The 20849-nt window shown below is 69.4% G+C and carries 20 protein-coding genes and 1 pseudogene; 6 read left to right on the top strand and 15 right to left on the bottom strand.

The window, feature by feature from the left end; genetic code table 11:
* Positions 1-4: 4 nt before the first annotated feature.
* A complete protein-coding gene (locus NN2_RS26140; RefSeq protein ID WP_245658853.1) occupies positions 5-1000 on the bottom strand; it encodes an SMP-30/gluconolactonase/LRE family protein in 996 nt (331 codons plus the stop codon).
* 290 nt (positions 1001-1290) lie between these two features.
* Between NN2_RS26140 and NN2_RS26135 the strand changes: the two genes are divergently transcribed.
* On the top strand, positions 1291-3588 hold the full coding sequence (locus NN2_RS26135) for a hypothetical protein (protein WP_063016758.1): 2298 nt from the start codon (positions 1291-1293) through the stop codon (positions 3586-3588).
* 29 nt (positions 3589-3617) lie between these two features.
* Here NN2_RS26135 and NN2_RS26130 read toward each other — a convergent pair whose 3' ends face one another.
* The 3 genes from NN2_RS26130 to NN2_RS26120 form a co-directional block, all read right to left on the bottom strand.
* Positions 3618-5375 carry a DUF3556 domain-containing protein gene (locus NN2_RS26130; RefSeq protein WP_063016756.1) on the bottom strand — a complete coding sequence of 586 codons (1758 nt, stop codon included), beginning with the start codon at positions 5373-5375 and terminating at the stop codon, positions 3618-3620.
* A 30-nt stretch (positions 5376-5405) separates the two neighbouring features.
* Positions 5406-6929, bottom strand: coding sequence for an acetyl-CoA acetyltransferase (locus tag NN2_RS26125; protein ID WP_063016754.1), 1524 nt, complete (start codon positions 6927-6929; stop codon positions 5406-5408).
* A 91-nt stretch (positions 6930-7020) separates the two neighbouring features.
* The gene (locus tag NN2_RS26120; protein ID WP_063016752.1) at positions 7021-7890 is read right to left on the bottom strand and encodes a class II glutamine amidotransferase; all 870 of its coding nucleotides are present in this window, start codon (positions 7888-7890) and stop codon (positions 7021-7023) included.
* A 237-nt stretch (positions 7891-8127) separates the two neighbouring features.
* Between NN2_RS26120 and NN2_RS26115 the strand changes: the two genes are divergently transcribed.
* Positions 8128-8370: a hypothetical protein gene (locus NN2_RS26115; protein ID WP_227463174.1), complete on the top strand. Its 243-nt coding sequence runs from the start codon at positions 8128-8130 to the stop codon at positions 8368-8370.
* Positions 8371-8376: 6 nt separating this feature from the next.
* On the opposite strand, the gene NN2_RS26110 is transcribed toward NN2_RS26115, so the two are convergent.
* Positions 8377-8628, bottom strand: a complete 252-nt coding sequence (locus NN2_RS26110) for a hypothetical protein (RefSeq protein WP_030516939.1) — start codon at positions 8626-8628, stop codon at positions 8377-8379.
* 45 nt (positions 8629-8673) lie between these two features.
* Positions 8674-9120 carry a GreA/GreB family elongation factor gene (locus NN2_RS26105; protein WP_063016795.1) on the bottom strand — a complete coding sequence of 149 codons (447 nt, stop codon included), beginning with the start codon at positions 9118-9120 and terminating at the stop codon, positions 8674-8676.
* A gap of 200 nt (positions 9121-9320) precedes the next feature.
* Between NN2_RS26105 and NN2_RS26100 the strand changes: the two genes are divergently transcribed.
* Both NN2_RS26100 and NN2_RS26095 read left to right on the top strand, forming a co-directional pair.
* On the top strand, positions 9321-10850 hold the full coding sequence (locus NN2_RS26100; protein WP_063016750.1) for a PucR family transcriptional regulator: 1530 nt from the start codon (positions 9321-9323) through the stop codon (positions 10848-10850).
* A 55-nt stretch (positions 10851-10905) separates the two neighbouring features.
* Complete coding sequence (locus NN2_RS26095) at positions 10906-11733, top strand: class I SAM-dependent methyltransferase (RefSeq protein ID WP_063016748.1); 828 nt, start codon at positions 10906-10908, stop codon at positions 11731-11733.
* Between the two features lie 53 nt (positions 11734-11786).
* Here NN2_RS26095 and NN2_RS26090 read toward each other — a convergent pair whose 3' ends face one another.
* From NN2_RS26090 to NN2_RS26070, 5 genes are all read right to left on the bottom strand, one after another.
* The gene (locus NN2_RS26090; RefSeq protein WP_063016746.1) at positions 11787-12086 is read right to left on the bottom strand and encodes a hypothetical protein; all 300 of its coding nucleotides are present in this window, start codon (positions 12084-12086) and stop codon (positions 11787-11789) included.
* Between the two features lie 112 nt (positions 12087-12198).
* Positions 12199-12768, bottom strand: coding sequence for a cupin domain-containing protein (locus NN2_RS26085; RefSeq protein ID WP_231982845.1), 570 nt, complete (start codon positions 12766-12768; stop codon positions 12199-12201).
* Between the two features lie 80 nt (positions 12769-12848).
* Positions 12849-13754: an RNA polymerase sigma factor SigJ gene (gene sigJ, locus NN2_RS26080; RefSeq protein ID WP_063016744.1), complete on the bottom strand. Its 906-nt coding sequence runs from the start codon at positions 13752-13754 to the stop codon at positions 12849-12851.
* Positions 13755-13819: 65 nt separating this feature from the next.
* Entirely contained in the window at positions 13820-14935 is a 1116-nt protein-coding gene (locus NN2_RS26075; RefSeq protein WP_063016742.1) for a GGDEF domain-containing protein, read from the bottom strand.
* Positions 14936-15158: 223 nt separating this feature from the next.
* Positions 15159-15746, bottom strand: a complete 588-nt coding sequence (locus NN2_RS26070) for a TetR/AcrR family transcriptional regulator (RefSeq protein ID WP_063016740.1) — start codon at positions 15744-15746, stop codon at positions 15159-15161.
* Positions 15747-15827: 81 nt separating this feature from the next.
* On the opposite strand from NN2_RS26070, the gene NN2_RS26065 reads away from it, so the two are divergent.
* A complete protein-coding gene (locus NN2_RS26065) occupies positions 15828-16730 on the top strand; it encodes an alpha/beta fold hydrolase (RefSeq protein ID WP_063016738.1) in 903 nt (300 codons plus the stop codon).
* Between the two features lie 7 nt (positions 16731-16737).
* On the opposite strand, the pseudogene NN2_RS26060 reads toward NN2_RS26065, so the two are convergent.
* The 4 genes and pseudogenes from NN2_RS26060 to NN2_RS26045 all read right to left on the bottom strand — a co-directional run bounded on the left by NN2_RS26060 (position 16738) and on the right by NN2_RS26045 (position 20533).
* Positions 16738-17878: pseudogene (locus NN2_RS26060) on the bottom strand (phosphotransferase family protein).
* A 48-nt stretch (positions 17879-17926) separates the two neighbouring features.
* Entirely contained in the window at positions 17927-19153 is a 1227-nt protein-coding gene (locus tag NN2_RS26055) for a cytochrome P450 (RefSeq protein WP_063016736.1), read from the bottom strand.
* 169 nt (positions 19154-19322) lie between these two features.
* Entirely contained in the window at positions 19323-19880 is a 558-nt protein-coding gene (locus tag NN2_RS26050) for an ester cyclase (protein ID WP_063016734.1), read from the bottom strand.
* Positions 19877-20533 (bottom strand): SDR family oxidoreductase, encoded by a 657-nt coding sequence (locus NN2_RS26045; RefSeq protein WP_063016732.1) that lies wholly within the window; start codon positions 20531-20533, stop codon positions 19877-19879. The genes NN2_RS26050 and NN2_RS26045 overlap by 4 nt, the downstream gene beginning before the upstream one ends.
* Positions 20534-20612: 79 nt before the next feature.
* On the opposite strand from NN2_RS26045, the gene NN2_RS26040 reads away from it, so the two are divergent.
* Positions 20613-20849 (top strand): helix-turn-helix domain-containing protein (locus NN2_RS26040; protein WP_156511470.1); only part of this gene is annotated, 237 nt, incomplete at its 3' end.

Here is a 20849-nt window from a genome sequence, read left to right as displayed (position 1 = left end):
CGTCTCATGACGGCAGGCGTACCACCGCGATCGCCGGTTCGCTGAGGCTGCCCAGGTAAAGGGTCCCGTCGGTTTCGGCGACGCCGGTGACCATCGCGTACCGGTCGGGTTCGCGTTGCAGGTCGTGGACGAGGGTGCCGTCGAAGTCGTAGGCCTGTACCCAGACGGTGCGGGCGGGTTTGGGCTGCAGGGCCGGCGGGATGGCGCGCACGAGACGGCGCAGCACACCGGGCAGCGGAAGCAACGTGTCCAGCACCGGGTTTCGCGGTGTGACGAGCGCGGCCCAGACGAGGCCGTCGCTGCCGAGGCCGAGATTGTCCGGGCAGCCGGGCAGGTTCTCCACCAGATGGTCGGTCTCGCCGGCGCGGGGGCCGGTGAGGTGGTGGCGGGCGATGCGGTAGCCGCCCGTTTCGGCGACCAGCACACAGGAGCGGTCGGGAGCCAGGACGATCCCGTTGGCGAATTGCAGTCCGTCGACCAGGGTTTCGACCCGGCCGTCGGGGCCGCGGCGGAACAGCCGGCCGGTGCCGGAGTGTTCGAGGATGTCGCCCATGTAGTCGTCGAGCGGGTAGCGGCGGCTGGATTCGGAGAAGTACACGGTGCCGTCGGTGTCGGCGACGACGTTGCTGGCGAAATTCAGCGCTACGCCGTCGACCCGGTCGCACAGGGTTTCCACGGTGCCGTGCGGGCGGTCCAGGCGCAGCAGTCCGCGCTCGGCGTCGCAGATCAGCAGCGATCCGTCGGCCTCGGCGTGCAGGCCCAGCGGCCGCCCGCCGGTGTGGGCGATCTGCTCGACCGCACCGGTGGCCGGGTCGACCGCGAGGACGGCGCCGTCGGCGATGCCGGTGACGACCCGCCCGTCGGGTGCGAGCACCACATCCTCGGGACCGTCCCCGGGCAGTTCGAGCAGCCGCAGGTCGGGCATGGGCGGATCGCTGTGCGGGGCGCGCGCCCGGGCGGGCGCCGGCGGGGGAGTCCACCGGGTCGGCTGGAAAGACATGACTCACCATATCCACCGGGCGGCGGTCCGGAGGCGTCACCACCTCCGGCGCAGGCGGGTGATCACCCCGGTGTCGGCGGGCAGGCCCGGCGGCCGGTGCTGCACAGTAGTCGCCGCGCCGAGCGGGTCGATGGAATCACCTCGAGCGCAACGGGTTACGGCCTTCCCGCCCGGCCGTACAGTGCCCGGTGATCATCAGCGCCGGCGAGCACGTCGATGCGCTGTCGGCATGTGGCGGCGCCGGCGCGTGGTTCCGCCGGTCCTGGTTTCGGTTTCGACGGGATAGTGGTGTGACGAGTGTCAGGGCTCCGGAGCGAAGCGGTGCGGAGGGCGATTTCTGGGATACGGCGCGGTGGCGGCCCGCAGTCGTGGCCGGGCGCTGGGAGCGGTGTCTCGGCGCGAGCCGGGGACGACGGGTCGCGGCGTGGCTGCTGCTGACGGTCCTGTTGCTGTTCGTCGCGCCGATCGGTGTGGGTGCGGTAGCGACCGCGCAGTCGCGGACCGACGCCGCGGGTGCCTCGACAATCGATGCGATCGGCTGGATGGACGTGCGGGATTCGTCCGGAACAGCGGTCTCGGACTACGTCTTCGCCACCAACCACGGCAGCCTGCTGCACCCTGGGAACACCGCGCTGTCGACGGTGCTGGATTTGGAGTTCGCCGGTTTCATGGCGATCGCTGTCACCGCGATCTGGCTGATCGGGTACGCGATCAGTTTTCGCTGGCTGCAATTGGTCTCGGTGCCGCTGACCGAGGTCGCCGATACCCTCGCCGGACAGATCGGCACCCCGATGGTCATGACGGTGGCCGCCAGTGTCGGCGCGTTCTTCGTCGCGTGGTTCGTCCTGCGGGGGCTGTTCAGCAAGGCCACGCTGCAGGTGCTGACGATGCTGGCGGTCGCGCTGTTCGGGGTCGGCTATCTCGCGCATCCGATGGCCGATGTGCTGTCGCCCCACGGGCTGCTCGCCGAGGGCCGCGATGTGGGAGTCGCGGTGGCGGCCGGGCTGAACGGCGATGCGAATCCGAATCCCCAATCGGTGATTGCCACGATGGAGAACACGCTGGCCGACAATTTCGTGCGCCACCCGTTGCAGGTCTGGAATTTCGGGCATGTCGTCGATCGCTCACCGGCGTGCCGGGCCGAATGGTCGGCAGGAGTCGCGGCGGGCAGTGACGCCCGTGTCGCGAGCGGCATGCAGCGCTGCGGCGATACCGCGGCCTACACCAAATCTCAGAACCCCAATGCCGGGCAGGTCTGCACCGGTCTGCTGCTGTTGCTGTTCGCGGCGGTGCTGCTGCTGTTCGGGGTGTATCTGTCGGGCAAGATCGTGGTGGCGGCGGCCGAGGCGATCTATCACGCGTTCATGGCGATATTCGGTTTCGCGGCAGGCGGTTTCGTCTACGGGCCGACGCAGACCTTCCTGGTCCGCAATCTGGTCGACGCGTTCGTCTCGGCGGGCAAGATGGTCGCGTTCACCATCTATCTCGGTGTGTACGCGCTGGTGCTCGACGATCTGTTCCGGCAGACCCCCGGCCAGGGGATGGAGGTGATCTTCGTCGGCGGTGCGGTGATGGTCGTCGGCGTGGTGTTGTTGCGCCGAGTGGGCAAGAACGTCGCCGCGCGCGGCAATCAGGCTGTGGCGCGGATCGGTTCGGTTCTCGCGGGCGGGCAGGCCGGTGCCGGTGGTGCGGCTGCGGCGACGGCCGCGGGCGCGCCCTCGGGTTCGGAGCGGCTGCTCACCGCGCTGGCGGCGATCAATACCGTCAACGCGAACCCGGTGGCCGAATACATGATGGGGCGCAGGCGTTTTCCGCTCAGCTCGCGCTCGCGGCTGCGGCAGGACGCGGAGACAGCCAATATGCGCATCGCCGCGGAGTCGGGGCGCCGAGGCTGGATCCTGAACTACAACCGGACCAGGGAACAGATCATCGACTCGGCTCGCTCGGCTGCCGGCGAATACGGCCACACGCCGCTGGGCGCCGCGGTCGCGGTGGATCGCGTCGTCGACCGCGGCGGCGGCCTCGGTGACGCCGATTCCGCCCTGACCAGCGCCGGTTTCACCGACAAGCAGATGCGTCTGGATGCCATTCGCGCCTACAACTACCGCACCAGCTGGGGCCCCAACATGTGGGACGGAGACAAACATCTCGGCCAGGCGATCGCCTCGATGAACGTCCTCAAACTCGGGCGCACACCGGCGAACGTGGCGTTGTTCCAACGCACGGCCCACCGGCTGGCCAACCGCCGGTTCGCCGACCCGCAGTTGCGGTTCAGCAGTTTCGACGCCGAGGAGCAGGCGTTGTTGCGCGCCTACTTCGCCAACCCGAGCAAGCCGGTGATCGAACGAATCAACCAGGTCGCCACCGGTTCGGCGACCACGCTGCCCGGAATCACCGGCACCGTCGAACCCGAGCGCGCGGCATTGATGAACCGCTTCATCAATGTGCATCTCAGCCGCAGCTATCTCGCGGCCGCACAGGCGGAGGATCTGCCGGCCGCGTCGGAGATTCTGCGGAAGATGGCCTTGCCCGAGTACTGGCTGGGGACCAGCAAACTGACTCCGTCCAAAGCCATTCCGACGTTCTGATGCCGATCGATCCGTCGCCGAGGAGGTCGTCAGGGAGCTGGGTGCGAATCCGTGACGGCCGGGCCCGCGGTGCTGGTGACGTGGACCGGGAGGTTGTCGGCCCACGGCTGGCTTTCCACCATGTCGGCGACTCGGACTGTGCCCCTTTCGAATTCGCCGGTGGCGGCGTCGACGAGGCGGTAGGCCTGGACCTGGGTGTGGATGGGCTGGGCGTCGAGCAGCACGACCCGCACTTCGCCGGGTTCGAAGTGGCAGCGTTGCTGCAGGGCGGCGATGAGTTGTTCGTTGTGCATGTGCCCGTCGCCGAAGTTCCAGCCGATGGCGGTGCTGCAGATGCGTTCACCGTCGGTGATGGTGTATTCGTCCTCGCGGCCGGCGGGCATGGCGCGGTGCACGAGGGTGAACAGGGCGCGGCCGTGGGTGTTCATGGCGCGGAAGGCGTAGCCCAGATACAGCGGGATCTGGGCCCGGTCCTTGCCGTAGTAGCGCTCCATCTGCGCCTGCGGCATGCTCGCGATCGCGACGATGTTGCGGTCGATCTTCTGCGCCGCCGAGGGTTTGACGCACCACACCGTGGTGTCCCAGTTGCCGGCGTAGTAGCGCATCCCGGGCAGGAACGAGATCCGGGAGGGCAGCAGGTTTCCGGTGATCACGATCGCGACGAGGACCGCGAACAGCAGCACCGGCAGCCAGGGATGCGTGGCGTCGGCGAAGCCGATGTCGGCGTGGGCGACGAACAGCACCCCGAGCCCGAACATCATGAACACGTTCCACTCGAGCGGGACGCCCATCGGGATGGCGGTCAGGATCGCCAGGTGGAAGCACAGCAGGATCACCGCCGCCACCGCGGTGGGCCGGCCGCCGTGGGAGAAGAACAGCACGATCGGCGCGCACATCTCGACCGCGGTGCCGCTGTGGGCGACGAATCGCGACAACCAGCCGGGCCGCAGGTCGTCGGGGAAGTCGGCGAAGAAGCGGCGCTTCAGCCATCGCGGACGCACGATCGGGCTGTTGGACATCATGGTCGAGACCACGAACGGGAAGTGCCGGTTCAGTTTCGAGGTCGCCGCACCCATCCAGATGACGACGAAGACGAGTTTGGCGGCCAGGATCGCATCGGCGCCGCCGAACAGGAACGCCACCGCCAGCGAGCCGTAGACCTCGCCGCGCGCGGCCAGGAAGATCACCTTGTCGCGCAGTCCCAGCACCGCCAGCACGGCGACGACGAGGCCGACCTGCCAGGCCGGCAACAGTCCGACGGTGGTGTCGAGGGCGGGGATCGGGCCGGTGCCGTCGGACAGCAGCGCCCACAGCAGCACCACCAGCAGCAGCGCGTAGAGCGCGGCGTCGACCGGGGTGCGGGCGGTGCCGCGGGTGAGCGGGACCACGCGCGGCCACGGTGGGAGCCGGATCGTTCCGGGCCGCAGCCAGTACAGGATCGATCCCATCGGCGGGAAGTAGCGGTTGTTGAGCGGCCCGAATCCGCAGCCGAGCCCGATCACCTCGAACAGCATCGTGTAGAGCACGGCTTTTTCGAACACGATCGGTTCCGACCACCAGCTGCCCACATCGGTGAATCCGTCGATGCCGCTGGTGCTCAGCGCGAACAGCCAGCCACCGAGGATGTAGAGGCAGATCTTGACGACGTAGAACAGATGCAGCACCACCGGTGTGCCGAAGCCGACCTCGGCCCAGTGCCGCGCCATGAGCCGGATGCGCTCACTGCGGCCGCTGTTCTCCCACTGCTGTTGATCGACGACCGGCAGTTCCGGCTGGACGAACCCCATCAATCTCTCCGTTCCCGCGTCCGCGGCCGGTCACGGCACCATGACCGCGGTGTTGCCCTTCTCGCTCGACGTGACGAGGATGTCGCGGCCGATCGGATCGTCCACCGCGGCAAGGCTTTCCGGCGCCATGATCGCCAGGAACCGGCTGTCGTCGGCGTGCAGGCGCCCGACGACCAGTCCGGTGCGCGGCTCGAATGCGTGGCGCACGGTGTAGGTTTCGATCCGGGCCGGCCCGTCGGCGCGCGCCCGGCTGGGCACCTGCGGGGCCGACGCCACGGCGCGCTGCAGGTGTGCGCTGCGGTCGGGCTCCCAGGGCGCCGGCGTGGTCGAATACACCCCGACCGAGTATTTGCTCATGATGCCGCCGTTGGCGCCCACCAGGCCGAAAGCGCCCGGCTGGTCACGCATCCGGGCCACGGTCTCGGCGATCGCGTGCATCGAGTAGTTGTTTCCGGGGCCGCCGAAGAACGGCAGCCCGCCGGTTACGGTGAGCCCGCGCGGGTCGTCGGTGGCCAGTCCGGTGCCGTCGCAGAAGTTGAACACCGCGACGGGGAAGCAGCTGTAGAGATCGAGGGTGGTGAGGTCGTCGAGCCCGATTCCGGCCACCCGCAACGCTTCTCGCGCCGCCGTCCACGCGGTGGGCGCGGCGCCGAGGTCGGGGCGGGCGAGCAGGGTCTGCTCCTCGAGGTCGGCGTGGCCGCGCAGATACACCAGTTTGTCGTCGGGGACGCCGAGCCGGCGGGCTTTGCCCAGCGACATCACCACGGCCGCGGCGCCGAGGTTGACCAGATCGCGGGCCACCATCAGGCGTGGAAACGGGTCGCAGATCATCCGGTTCGAGTCGGTGACGGTCGCCAGTTCCTCGGCGCTGCGCTCGACCGGTGCGGCGGCGAGAGGATTCTTGGCGGCCACGGAAGTGAACGGCGCCAGCAGTTTTCCCATTTCCAGGCGATACTGCTGCGGTGTCGCGCCCACGCGCGCGCGGCGGGCGTTCTCGAGCAGGCCGTACTGGGTGGGTGCGCCCATGACGGCGTGGGCGATCAGGTTGTCGTCGACGAACGATTCGTATCCGAAGCCGCGGTCCTCGAGCTGGCCGGCGGCGGTTTCGGTGAAGTCGGGTCGGTCGTCTCGCCCGGCGTAGTGGCGCTCGGTCGAGATCGCGTCCGATCCGGTGATGAGCACCGATTCCAGTCGCCCGGCGGCGATGTCGGCGGCGAACTCGGTGAGCAGATGTTGCGGGCCCTGCCCGCCGACCACCTCGAGCACGGCGCGGGGCGGGTCGATGCCCAGTCGCCGCGCCACCGAACGCGGGTAGTTGTCGGAGCGGCCGAGCGGGGCGCGCACCGGCGCCGAGATTTCGAATTGGCGCACCCCGGCGATGAGTTCGACGCTCGCGGCGGCATCGGCGTAGCGGACCTCGGTGTCCTCGAGGGCGGCGCGGGCGGCCGCGGCGGCGAGGTCGACCGACGACATCTGCCGGTATTCGGAACTGTCGATGCGGTCGATGGCCTGTCCGACGCCCACGACGACCGGCGTACGCGAATCCACCATCAGCGGACCCCACCACTGCGTGCGGTCGTGCCGGCTGCCCGTCTCATGGCAGTGACAGTAACACGGGAAATAGAACCTGTTACAGACGTTTGTCTCAGGTGGTGGCTCGTTGTGAGGCCGCGGCGTGCTCGCCGAGATCGGCGAGAGTGAGCCGGTGCCGCGGCGCGTGGTCGACGACGGTGTGGCGGGCGGTCACCAGATCGGGTCCCACGTGCAGCAACCGGCCCACCGGCAGCTCACACCAGCCGGGATCGCTGTCCATGCGTTCGGTGGCGATGACCACGGCCGGATGGTCGGCCAGCGCGGGGGAGTGGGCGCGGATAGGGCCGGTGCCGGCGTGGTCGAGGTGTTTGCCGCCGCCGGGTCCGCCCGCGGCGCGTTCGAGGACGAACAGGTCGTGGGTGTCGGGATAGCGCAGCGCCCACAGATCCTGCGCGGTGGTGAGCACGAAGTTCAGCGCGAACACCGGCAGGTTGTCGGCGATCCACCCGACCGCCGCGCCGATCCCGGCGACGACATCGCCGTCGTGTTCGTCGATGCATCGGGTGACGAGCGCGAAGACCCGTTCGGAATCGGTTTGCCCGGCGACCAGATCGCGGTAGTCACCCAGCGCGCGTTCCAGTTCCTGCAGACCTCCGACGACACCGTTGTGGGCGAACAGCCGCCCGTGTTGCTCGAACGGGTGGGTGTTGGCCGCGACCGTCGCCCCGGTGGAGGCGTAGCGCACGTGAGCGAGGAAGGTCGCCGATTCGCACTCCATGGCCTCGCGCACGAACTGCTCGTCCTCGTAGGCGGCGATGGGCTGCTTGCGCACCAGGGGCCGGCCGTCGGGTTCGAAGGTGCCCAGCCCGGTGCCGTCGGGTTCGCGGCGGCTCTGCCGCGCCAGGCTGTCGGAGGCCTCCAGCAACCAGAATGTCGCGTGCACCCGCTGCGGTGCCGCGCTGAGCCCGAACAATCGGCACATCGATTCACCTTTCGCCGCGCCGGCACGGACCGAACATCCGCCTCGGACGAAAATGCTTGTCGCGCTTCGATATTCAGTGCACGGTCATCGGGGATTCTCGCCGATGACGCGGCTACGGCCGCCGGACCGACCCTACCCGGGTGCGGCGAAACGCGAGGCCCTTCGGCCCTGGATCGGCGGTTGCCCGCCGTGCACTATGAGGTGATCAAAATGTGGCGGAACCGGAAAGGGGTGCTCGTGGCGAGGAAACGGTGGAGCGAGCTGGACGAGCGGACACGGCGGCTGATCGTGGCCGCGACGGTGGTCGAAGGGATCTTGAAAATCGCGGCGCTGATCGATATCGCGCGCCGGCCGGCCGCAGAGATCCGGGGGTCGAAACTGCGGTGGGCGACCGCGGTGACACTGCTCAACTCGGCGGGTACGGTGCCGATCGCCTACTTCCTCGCCGGACGCCGGCAACCGGGCCGCACCCCCTCCTGAGGCCGGTCACCGTTCGCCGCGATAGTCCTGGCATCGGCAGCGCTCGGCCGCCGGCCCGGCGCCGCCGTCGCGCGAGACCAGGACTCCGGCGTCCACGGCGCTGCGGCAGCGGCCCGATACCGGGTCGTGCACGATATTGGAGTGCCCGCAGTGCGAGCACAGTCGGCGCGTCACCTTCCGCGGCACCAGAACCAGCAGTACCAGTGCCGAGAACGCGACGGTGACACCGACGAACCTGAGCAGATGTGGCCAATCCATTTCACGACCTCACTTTCCGGCCCAGTCCGCCGCGGCCGACCGCGATCAACGCCGTCGCAGGTGCATGCCGTAGGGGACCGCCTCGAGCAATGTCACGTTCACCGACGCCCCGCTGGGAATCCGGTACGAGCACACCTGCCCGGGCCGGGCACCGGTGAGCGCGCTGCCCAGCGGCGACTCGGGCGAATAGACCTCCAGCTCCTCGGTGTCGGCACCGTCGCGCCGGCCCAGCAGGAAGGTTTCGGTCTGCTCGTCGTCGAACCGGACGGTCAGCACCATCCCGGGTTCGGCGATGCCGTCGTCGGCGGGCGCCTGCCCGACCACGGCACGATCCAGCAACTCCTCCAACTCCAGCCGGCGCAACCGCCGCCCGGCCGCGGACTGTCCGTCCTCGTCCCCGGGACCGTGCTGCGCCGACCGCAACTCCAGTAATTCCCGCCGTAGCCGCTCGTACGCGTCCTGCGTCAACCAGACGCCTTCCGTTCCGGTCATCTCATTCTCTTCGTCCACTGCCGACAACACCCCGGACCCCGGACGGCACCACATCCGCCGCACCGAGGTCCATCTCCAGAGTGACCCGCCGGCACACCGGCTACATTGTCAGCAGGGAACAATCTCGATCGCACAGATTGTCAGTGGCGAACAGCGTGGTGCTCGCCCCGCTGTCCAGGAAGGAGCGGTGATCTGCGCCGATGGTGAAACTGGATCGGTTGATCAATATCGTGAGCCGCTACGGCGCCCGCCTGCACGGCACCGTCGTGGACCGCATCGTCGAGATCCACAGCGTCGCGGTCCACGATCCGATTCGCCCGCACGCGGCCACCGGCGACGTGTTCCTCGCCGTCGGCGCGGCCGACCTGGCCGAAGCGCTCGCCCTGGGCATCGACGCCCGCGCCGGCGTGATCGTGGCCCGCACCTCCGAGACACCGGACGCCCGGATCCGGCAGCTGCTCGACGATCGCGGCCCGGCTCTGATGACCGTCGATCCGAGCGTGTCCTGGAGCCAGATCGCCTCGGTGGTCTACGGGCTCGTCCTCGAGGGCCGCGAAACCGAATCCGGGCGCGGTCCCAGCGACCTGTTCGCCCTGGCCGACACCATCTCGGCGTCCCTGGACGGGCCGGTCACGATCGAGGATCAGCTCTCGCGCGTGATGGCCTACTCGACCGCGCACCACGACACCGACCCGGTGCGCTCGGACACCATTCTGGGTCGCCGCATGCCCGATCGGGTACGCCGATTCTTCGAGGAGCAGGGCATTTTCGCCCATCTCGCGCGCTCCGACGCGCCGCGCTACATCCCGCCCGCGCCCGAGCACGGGTTGCACGGGCGCACCGTGGCCGCGGTGCGCGCGGGCCGGGAGCTGCTGGGTTCGGTGTGGGTGTCCGGCCGTGAGCCGCTCTCGGCGGATCGGGCCAGAATCCTGCAGGAGGGCGCGCACACCGTCGCGCTGCATCTGCTGCGGTCGCGCGTCAGTGCCGATCTGGAACGGCAGGTCGAGTCGGAGCTGGTCATCGAACTGATCGAAGGCAGTCCCGACGCGGAGGCCGCGATCGGCAAGCTCGGCATCCCGGCGCGCGATCTGCGTGTCATCGCGTTGCAGGCCCACGCCGAGCAGGAACGCAACGCCGGCATCCTGCTCGCGTTCGAGCGCGCCACCACCGGTTTCGGCTGGTCGCGCGTCGGTCGCAGCACGCTGTTCGGCAATACCGTCTACACGCTGCTGCCGGCCGGTGAGGACCCGGCGCCGGCGTACCGGTGGATCGCCGACATCGCCGCGAGCCTGCCCGCGCACATGACCGTGGTCGCCGGAATCGGCGGCACCGCCGACGCGCGGGAGCTGCCCGCGAGCCGCCAGGAGGCCGACGAGTGCATGGCACTGCCGGCGACCGCCACCCCGGAACCGGCCTGCTACGACACCGCCTGGGACCGGGTCCTGATCCAGCGCCTGCGCTCGATGGCCTCCACCGGCCGGCTCCCGTCCCGAGATCCCGTCGCCCAGCTGGCCGAGATCGACGAGCGGGCCGGCACCCAGTACCTGCCCACGTTGAAGGCCTGGCTCGAAGCCCACGGCGATCCCGCCACCGCGGCCCGCACCCTGGCCGTGCACCCCAATACCGTGCGTCATCGGATGCGGCGCATGCGCGAGCTGGACTTTCTCGACCCGGATGATCCGGCCAAACGCACGGCGATGCTCATCGCCTTGTCGATCCACACCGGCTGAGCTCGGGCGGAAAATCGGTGGAGGCGGTGCCTCAGCCGGGCTAACGTCGCGCGGCGTGAGCATCGACGCGCAAGCCGGCAAGTGGGTGGAACTCAACCGCGCCAATTGGGACGAGCGCGTACCGATTCACGTCACGAGCGAGTTCTACGATCTGGACGGTTTCGTCTCCGGCGCCGAAGCGCTGCGCGACTTCGAACCCGACGAGGTCGGCGATGTGCGCGGAAAACGCCTGCTGCACCTGCAATGTCATATCGGCACCGATACCTTGGCGTGGGCGCGTCGCGGTGCGAGCGTCACCGGCGTGGACTTCTCCGAGCCCGCTGTCCGCACCGCGACCGACCTGGCCGTCCGCATCGGTATCACCGGCGCGCGGTTCGTGACCGCCAACGTCTACGACGCGGTGACGGCACTGGACCGCGACCGCTACGACATCGTCTACACCGGTGTCGGCGCCCTGGTCTGGTTGCCGGATCTGGTGCGCTGGGCGTCGGTGGTGGCCGAGTTGCTCACGCCGGGCGGCTTCGTCTACCTGACCGAATTCCACCCGTTCGGCGACATTCTCGCCGAGGACGACGGCCGCACCGTCGCCTACGACTATTTCGATCCCGCGCCGCAGGTGTTCGACGAGCCCGGCACCTACACCGACCCGGACGCGGCGACCACTGCGAACATGACAGTGCAGTGGCAGCACGGCATCGGCGACATCATCAGCGCACTCGCCGGTGCCGGGTTGCGCCTGGAGTTCCTCCACGAACACGACTTCACCCTGTATCCGCGGTTCCGCAACCTGGTCGGGGACGGCGGCCGGTACCGTCTGCCGCCCGGGCAGCCGCGGGTTCCGTTGCTGTTCTCGCTACGGGCATCGAAACCGCACGACTGCTGAAACACGCCGGCGCCGTGGGGCTTTCGCCGAACAGCCGGTAGCGGGTGTCGCTGTCAGTGTTCGTCGTAGTGGCCGTCGTGGGGCGCGTGCCGATGCCCGTCGTGGAGATAGTCGACATGATCGCCGTGCGGGATGGCGACGTGCCCGCAGCCTTCGCCGTGCACGTGCTCGTGTCCGGCGTGTTCGGTGTGCCCGCTCGGTTCGCATTCGTCGACGTGGTCCCCGTGCACTCGGTGGATATGGCCGTCGTGCAGGTAGTCGACGTGGTCGCCGTGCGGCACCGCGACGTGCCCGCAGCCCTCGCCGTGGGTGTGCTCGTGTCCGGGATGGGTGGTGTGCCCACTGCTCGTCATCGGCGTTGCTCCCTTCGCTACGGCTCCCTCGATACTTCGTATCCTCGCAGGCATCGAGGCATTTGCGAAGGGGTTGCTCCCACACCGCAAGCCGCGGATTCACACCGGCCGGTCACTCACCGCCGGACCGTATGTGGAAGACGTCGGCGGTGAGGAAGTCGCCGCGGTGCTGGTCGTGATCGAGTGCGGGGCGTTCGTCGCCGCGGGTGGCCTGCCGCCAGATCGGGCTGTCGACGAAGTGGTTGTCGAATCGCTCTTGGGTGTCCAATATTTCGGCCGGATCGGCCAGTCCCCGGCGGATGCGGTCGCCGAGCCGGAAGTAGTCGAACCGCTCGATCCCGGGGGTGAACACGATCAGCACATCCGCCGCCGAGGTCGCGGGAGCCGCCCAGGCGTGGGTGGTGTGCGGCGGGATCAGCAGGAAATCTCCCGCGCCGATCTCGTGGATCTCGTCTCCGGCGAGCACCCGCAGCCGTCCGCCGAGCAGGTAGAACAGTTCGGCCGAGGTCGAATGATAGTGCGGCGGCGGCCCGTCGGCGCCGGCCGGCAGGAACGCCCGGTTCGCGCTGAGCACCCCGCCGGTCGTGTCGTGATCGGCATACAGCCGGACGCCCATGGTGTCGAGTGTTTCGGCGTCGTCGTGGCGGACGAGCAGGGCCTCGGTGTTGTTCGCGATGGTCACAGCGATCTCCTCACTCATTTCCCGGAACCGCTCCGGTCGCTACCGAAGAGGTGTGGCGGGTCGCGTGTGTGACATCGCGGTCACCGGACGCCGTTCAGCTTGTCCGGGTTGGTGATCGAGTAGATCGCGGTGATCCGGCCGCCTTCCGGTTCGAGGTCCACCACGACCACCGCGAGCGGGCTGCGACCGGTGAACACCAGGGCACACGGATCCGCCCCGGCGCGGCGGTAGCGCAGATCCAGCCCGGCCGGCACGGTGGCGGCGACGGAGACGAACAGTGCGGCCACCGCGTCGCGGCCGTGCACCGGTTGCAGGCTCGTGGCCGGTCCCTTGCCGCCGCTGTCGGTCCACAGCGTCACCTCGGGTGCGAGAACCTCGAGCAGCGCGGGAAGGTCACCACCGAGTGCCGCGCGCGCGAATCGTTCGGTGACCTCGGCGTGCACCGCGGGGGCGGCGCGATGGCGCGGACGCCGGGCGTGCACATGGCGGCGAGCGCGGGCCGCGAGCTGGCGCACGGCCGCCGGATTGCGATCCAGAATCCGCGCGATCTCGGGATGACCGAAGCCGAACACGTCGTGCAGGACGAAGACGGCCCGCTCGAGCGGTGACAGCGTCTCGAGCACCACCAGCAACGCCATCGACAGCGACTCTGCTCGTTCGACGCCGGCGCTCGCCTCCTCCCCGGACACCAGCGGTTCGGGCAACCACTGGCCGACGTAGGTCTCGCGGCGTCGGTTCACCTCGGCCCGCTTGGCCAGCGCGGCGTTGGCCGCGACCCGGACGAGGTAGGCGCGGGGGTTCTCGACCGGCTCGGCGCCGGGATCGCGAGGCCGCCCGGCCCACGCGAGCCACACGTCCTGCAGCACGTCCTCGGTGTCGGCGACACTGCCGAGCATGGTGTAAACCACCGAGAACAGCAGCTCGCGGTAGGCGAGAAACCGATCGGTAAGCTCGTCGCCGGCGGCATGCTGCGGCGTCGACGCCATGGTGAACCTCCTCGGCCGTTCGATCGTCTGCCACCACAGAGTCCCCGAACCGCCCGGGTGTGACATCACCCGCGGACGGGTGATCCGGTTGCCCGGTGGTGATCCGGCGGCGGGGTGAGATCGTCGAGCACCACCAGATTTCCCCCGGCCTGTTTGGCCCGGTACATGGCGGCGTCGGCGGACTGCAGCAGCCGGTCCGGGGTCGGTCGCGGACATTGCGGGCAGATTCTGGCGTCGTAGACGGCGACACCGACGCTCGCGGTGACCTCGACCGTGGTGTCCGACGGTTCGGCGACCGTGCGGCGCAGGCGCTCGGCCTCCGCGCGAGCGAGATCGGCGGCGATCGGCGCGGCGACCACGAATTCCTCTCCGCCCGTGCGAGCCACCACCGCGGAGCGTCCCGCCGCCTCGTGCAGGCGCCGGGCGGTTCGCGCCAGCACGGTGTCACCGACGCGGTGACCCCAGGTGTCGTTGACGCTTTTGAATTTGTCGAGGTCGAAGGTCATGACGCTGATCGCCGGGTGCCGGTCGACCAGGAGCGGGAGCCGGATCTCGAGGCCGCGGCGATTCAGCAGTTCGGTGAGCGGGTCCGACAGCGATTCGGTGCGCAGCAGCCAGTAGAGGATCTGCAACGCGGGCAGGGCACTGACCACCGACACGAACAGCAGCAGCCCGACCGCGAGCGCCAGGCGCAGTTGCCCGCCGCCGGTGGCGATGCGCACCGACACCACGACCACCGCCAGCAGCGACCACGCCGAATGCGCGGCCAGCACCCGCGCATTGTGGAAGAAGCCGAGGTAGCTGCCGGTGACCACGAGCAGTACCGTGCCCATCGCCGCGAACACCCGATCCGGCACCTGCAGGAATTCCAGGATGAACAGCACATCGGCGCCGCCGATCAGCAGCAGCGATTCGGTTTTGCCGGGCCAGCGCAGCAGCCACCAGCGCAGTGCCCACAGCACCCCGCACGACACTCCGACCGCGGACGCGACGCCGGGATGGCCGGGCGGTCCCACCGGTGAGCCCGTGATCACCGCTCCCATCGCCGCGATCATCGCCCCGGCGACACCGACCAGCACTTTCAGCGGACCCAGCGCCGATCGGGCCGTCAGGCTGCGTACCAGCCAGCAGTAGTCGACCGGATCGTTCCACCAGGCCCGCAGTGTCTTGCCGCCATTCATCGACTCACCCTCGCACCCGGCCGGGTTGCCCGGCCGTCGCTCGTTACCGGTGCGAGAATCCTTGTGCGAGGACCTCAGGAATCTCACCAGCTGATCCGCAGCAGTCTAGACCGGCAACTCGGGCCCATCGGGCAAAAATGTGGCACTTGCGCGACGGCCGCCGCGAGCGACCGGCCCGCGCGCATCCCGCGGGTGCCGCCTCGCCGGGATCGCGCGCATCGGCTCAGCGATCGCCGGCCGCCAGCAGCAGACGCGCCACCGAGGTCAGCCGGTTCGCCATCTCCCGGTAGCTGTAGTAGCCCATCCCGGCCTGGATCATCGCCCCGCTGACGGCGATGGTCAGGGCGTCGAGAAGCTCGCCGGTGCACGCGTCGCCCAGGGCGGTGCGGACGCGCTCGCTCAGGGCGGCACCGATGCGGGTGCGCAGGGCCGACACGTCGGGGTCGTGGCTGAGGATCGCGGCGGAGGCGGCCAGGCTCAGTTCCGGTTCCTCGGCCATCAGGTCACCCATCTCGGTGAATACGGCCGCCAGCCGCTGCGTCGGCGTATCTCCGGTGACCGGCCGCGCACACCAGGTGCGGATCCGGCGCCAGTACGCCTCGGCCACCAGATGCTGTTTCGCCGAGAAGTAGCCGTAGGCCGTGGCGTGGGTGAGACCGGCGCGCCGGCACACCTCCCGCATCGACAACTGGTCGTAGCCCTGTTCGCGCAGCACGTCCAGACCGGCGTCGAGCAGGCGGTCCACGGTCTCGGCGGAGCGCCCGGCCAGAGAGCGCCGGGGCGGGCGAGGATGTATCGCGGCCTCCACCATGGGGCAGACACTAGGATATACGCCTGTAAACAGCAAAGCCGACGCCGGACCCAGCGGGTGCGGAACGACCGACGAGGCACGATGGCATCCACCTCCACTCCCGCGCCGGGGCGCACCGAATTCGATCTGGGACAGGTCACCCTGCACGCCCTCACCTGGGGCGACCCCGCGGCGCCGCTCGCACTGTGCCTGCACGGCTACCCCGACACCGCCTGGACGTGGCGCCATCTCGGACCCGCACTGGCAGAGCACGGGTACTACGCCGTCGCACCGTTCAGCCGCGGATACGCTCCGTCGTCGGTGCCGGCCGACGGTGACCTGTCGACCGGCTCGCGCGTCGCCGACGCTCTCGGCATCGCCGAACGCCTCGGCGCCGACCGGGCCGTCGTCATCGGCCACGACTGGGGCGCCTTCACCGCGAATGCCATTGCCGCACTGCCCGAATCACCGTTCCGGGCCTTCGTCGCCGCGGCCGTTCCGCCCCTGGCGAGCGTGCGGATCACCCGCGGCGACCTCGCCCGCCAGGTCGGGCGGACGCTGGCGCAGTCGGTGAACAGCTGGTACATCCTCGCCAACCAGTTCCCGGCCGTTCCCGAACGGTTGTTCACCTCGATGACGGCATTCCTGTGGCGGCGATGGTCTCCCGGCTACGACGCCACCGACGACCTCGCTCACCTCGCCGCGGCCGCACCGCTGCAACACCGCTCGGCGATCATCGGCTACTACCGGCAACTGGTCCGGCCGCGGCCGACGCGACCCCGCGACCTCGACCGACTGCTGATGAGCCCACCGATCCACCCCATACTGCAGCTCTACGGCGCCACCGACGGATGCCTGCGCCCCGGCTTCTTCCACGATCTGGAGCGCCACCTGCCCGCGGGAAGCCGCGTCGTCCGCATCGCCGACGCGGGGAATTTCCTGCATCTGGAGAAGCCGGAGGAGGTCGACCGGATCATCCTCGACTACCTCGGCCCGGGCCGGTAGCCGCGGTTCACTGCGCCGTTTCCCCGATCAGCCGGCGCAGCAACCCCGGCGTGGTAGAACAGCGACTCGACATCCTCGGGTCGCTGCATCTCCCCGAAGTGCACCCGGCGGGCGCCGGTGCGCAGGAACACACACGCCCAGACCACGGCCGAGTAGACGTAGAACCACCGCAGGTCACCGAGTTCGACACCGGTGAGGCGACGATACGTGTCGCGAACATCGTTCTCGCGCAGCACATTCGGCAACCCCGGCAGCCCGGCCAGCCCGCTCAACTCCTGAAACACCAGATGCGCGAACACACACCACGCGACGTCGAGTTCGCGGGGGCCCACCGTGGTCATCTCCCAATCGAGGACCGCGGCCGGACGGAAGTCGCGGTAGAGCACATTGCCTATCCGCGCGTCACCCCACAACAGCACGGTCTCACCGGCCGCGATCTGCTCGGGCCAGTGGGTGTCGAGCCAGTCGAAGGCGCGCTCGACCAGCGCTGAACCCCCGATGTCGGGGACCGAGAACTCGTACCACGCCCGCAGCCAGGCCAGATTCCTGCCCAGCGCGGTGTCGCCGGCGCGGTCGGCGACAAGGAACCCGAATGCGCTGTCCGCGTCGGGAATCGAGTGCAGCTTCGCGAGCACCTCGATGGTGGCGTCCTGCAGTTCGCGCTGCTGTTCGGGGGCCGCGTCGTAGAACCAGTTGCCGCCGAACGTATACGGCATCACATCGGGCGGGACGATTCCCTCGACGTAGTCCATGATGAAGAACGGCGCCCCCAGCACCGTTCCCGTTTTCTCCAGAAACCGCACCCGCGGGACCGGAATGCCGGCCCTCGTACCGGCGGCCTCGATCACCTGGGCCTGATGATCCAGGCGGTAGACCGGGAAGACCGGGACGTCGGCCTCGGTGGGCGCCACCCGCATCACCCATTTCCGGTCCACGGGCGCGCCGTCGTCGTCCCAGTGGGCGGTGAGCACGATCGTCTCCGAGGACATGCCGTTGGCGTCGATCCCGCCGACCACGGTGATCTCGGGCCGCTGCCCGTTCGGCATGACCGTGGCCAGCCAGTCGGCGAGGATCGAGGGCAACTGGGTGACGTCGCGGCTCGAGCTCTGCAGCCGGCTGACGTTCTCCACGGTCGGTTCGGTAGCCACTGGCTGCCTCCTTTCACTCGGGCGGGTCACCCACGGGCCGCGCGGCTCTCATCGGGCGCCGATCGTGACCGGCATATGCCGGATACCGGTGTGTTTGTTGCTGCGGACGTACTCGACGGGCCCACGCGGAGTGAGGGTTTCGACCCGATCCAGCAGCGCGTCGAACATGACCCGCATTTCCATCCGCGCCAGCGACGCGCCCAGGCAGAAGTGCACGCCGCGCCCGAACGCCACGTGCGGGTTGGGGTTTCGGGTGATGTCGAAGCGATGCGGGTCGGTGAACACACTGTCGTCGCGGTTGGCCGAGGCCCACCACAGCGTGACCTTGTCACCGGCGGCGATGCGGTGGCCGCCGATCCACACGTCCGCGGTGGCCGTGCGCCGGTTGTAGGGCGTCGAGGACGCCCAGCGCAGCATCTCCTCCACGGCAGCCGGCAGCCGAGACCTGTCCTGCTGCAACCGTTTCCACAGCTGCGGCGATTCGCTGAGCGCGGCCGTACCGATGGCGATGGAGTTGCGTGTCGTCTCGCTGCCCGCGGCCACGACGAGGGACAGGAACAGGTGTTGTTCGGCATCGGTCAGCGGCTCGTCGTCGACGAGTGCGTGCGTGATCACCGACAGCAGATCCTCACCCGGCGCGACGCGTTTGCGCTGCAGCAGATCCGCGGCATAGGCGAACATGCGAGCCTGCGCCCGAGCGAGACGGTCGTCGACCTCACCGACTTCGCGGCCGTCGTAGTCCAGGGTGACGTTCGCCCAGTTCATCAGTTCGTGGCGATCGGCTTGCGGCACACCGGCCAGTTCGGCGACGGCCTGCAGCGGCAGTTCCGCGGCCACGTCGGTGAGGAAGTCGCAGTCTCCCTTCGCCACGGCCGCGTCGACGATATCGGCCGCGCGCCGGCGCAGGTCGTTCTCGATCCGCCGCAGCGCTCGGGGAGTGGTGCTGGGGGCGAGCAGGCGACGGATTTTCGCGTGGCGGGGATCGTCCATCATGTTCAGCAGCGCCCCGACCGGCACACCCAGCGGCATATCCTCGAGCGTGGTGCCGCCGCCGTCGCGTCCGCCGCCGGATTCGGAGGAGAATACCGTGGTGTCGGTGGCCGCGGCGACGATGTCGGCGTATCGGCTGAGCACCCAGAAACCGTCGCCGCCGGGGCTGTGCGCGGTGGGCGGATGGAACCAGACCGGCGTTTCGCGCCGCAGCCGATCGAATATCCGGTGTGGGAAGCCGTTGGTGAACCGGTCCAGGTCGGTGAGGTCGATGTCCTCGTGCACGACGTGTCACCTCCTTGCCCACATCACGCTTGCCCACATCACGAGATCGCCTGTCGGCGGCTGCCGGGCGCCGTCGCACGACCCCGGCAGCCTGCACCTTACAGGTGTCAATCCGGCCGTAAGGCGATATCGGGAGCGCTCGGTCCCACCCCGCCGATCGGGACGGCGGTCACGGTGTCTGCCCGATCTGGCGCAGGAACCTCAGGTTGTCCTCGATATGCCAATCCTCGACGATCCGGGCGTGGTCGTCGCCGAGGTGCTGGATGTCGATGGCGTCGAATTCGACGGCCTGCCCGGAACCGCCGGCCCCGTTGTAGCTGCCGGTGAAATGGCCGCGGAAGACCAGCCGGGCCGTGAGGGTGTCCCCGGTGACGTACAGATCCGACAGCTCACAGGTGAGGTCGGGGACGGCGGCGCGGAAGGCCTTCGACGCCGCGGCGGGTCCGGCCGGTCCCTGCGGCCGGCCCGGCGGCAGGGTGTTGTCCCGGAACGACGGTGTGACAGCCTGCTGGAGGTAGTCGACGTTGCCGGTGTTCCAGAAGGTGTAGAGCCGTTGTGCCGCACGAACTTCGCGTGCGGCCCGGTCGGCGCCGAGCCCGCCGTCGATGTGCACGGCTCGCGGTACGACCAGGTCGCCGGAACGGTCGACGGGGTCGGCCGGGTGCGGCGGCTGCGCCGAGCAGGCACCGAGAAGCAGTGCGGCGCAGACGAACAGCGCGATCCTCATGCCAGTCTCCCGCCGCCGTCGACATGCAGGGTGGTGCCGGTGAGGAAGGGGTTGGTCAGCGCCAGCAGTGCCGCGGCGGAGATGTCGGCCGGTGTCCCGACCCGGCGAGCCGGATTGCGATCGGCGACGGTCCGGAAGAACTCCTCCTTGCCGGGCCCGTCCCACACGCCCGAGTCGACGATGCCGGGGGAGATCGCGGTGACGCGCACCGGCGCCAACTCGACCGCCAGCGCCTCGGCCAGAGCGGCGGCCGCGGCGTTGGTGGTGGCCATGACCGACCGTCCCGGGGACGGCCGCCAGGCCGCGACACCGGAGAACAGCAGCATCGCACCTCCGGCGCGGAATCGCGGAGCGAAGTGTTTGGCGAGCAGGATCGGCCCGATCACCTTGGCGTCGAAGGCGCGGCGCACCGCGTCGTGGTCGAGTGTGGTGACCGGGCCGTTGGCGTGGTCGGCGGCCAGTGACACCAGGTAGTCCACCTCGCCGATACGTTCGGCCACGGCGCGCACGGTTGCCTCGTCGGCCAGGTCCAGTTCGGGCCGGCCGACCGAAATCACCTGCGCTCCTTGTGCTTCGGCGTCGGCGGCTAGACGACGGCCGATGCCCGATCCGGCGCCGACGATGACCATCTTCTTGTCTTGCAGCGTTGTCATGCCCGGTTCAGCAGCGCGACAGCGCCGGATAATCCCTTCGCCGAATGAATGTTTTCGATCGCTGCCATAGGATGTACGAATGCCAACGCTGCGGGCACTGGAATGCCTCCTCGCCGTGCTCGACGCCGGCTCGATCACCGACGCCGCCACCGCACTGCACATGTCACAGCCCGCGCTGTCGCACCAGTTGGCGGCGCTCGAACGCGAGATCGGGGCACCGGTGCTGCAACGGCTCCCGCGCGGGGTGCGTGCCACCGCCATCGGCCGCGCTATCGAGGCCGACGCCCGTGCGGCGTTGACCGCGGCCGCTCGCGTC

The organism is Nocardia nova NBRC 15556 (assembly GCF_001613005.1).
GTDB lineage: Bacteria > Actinomycetota > Actinomycetes > Mycobacteriales > Mycobacteriaceae > Nocardia > Nocardia nova.
This window is presented reverse-complemented; position numbering and strand designations above follow the sequence as displayed.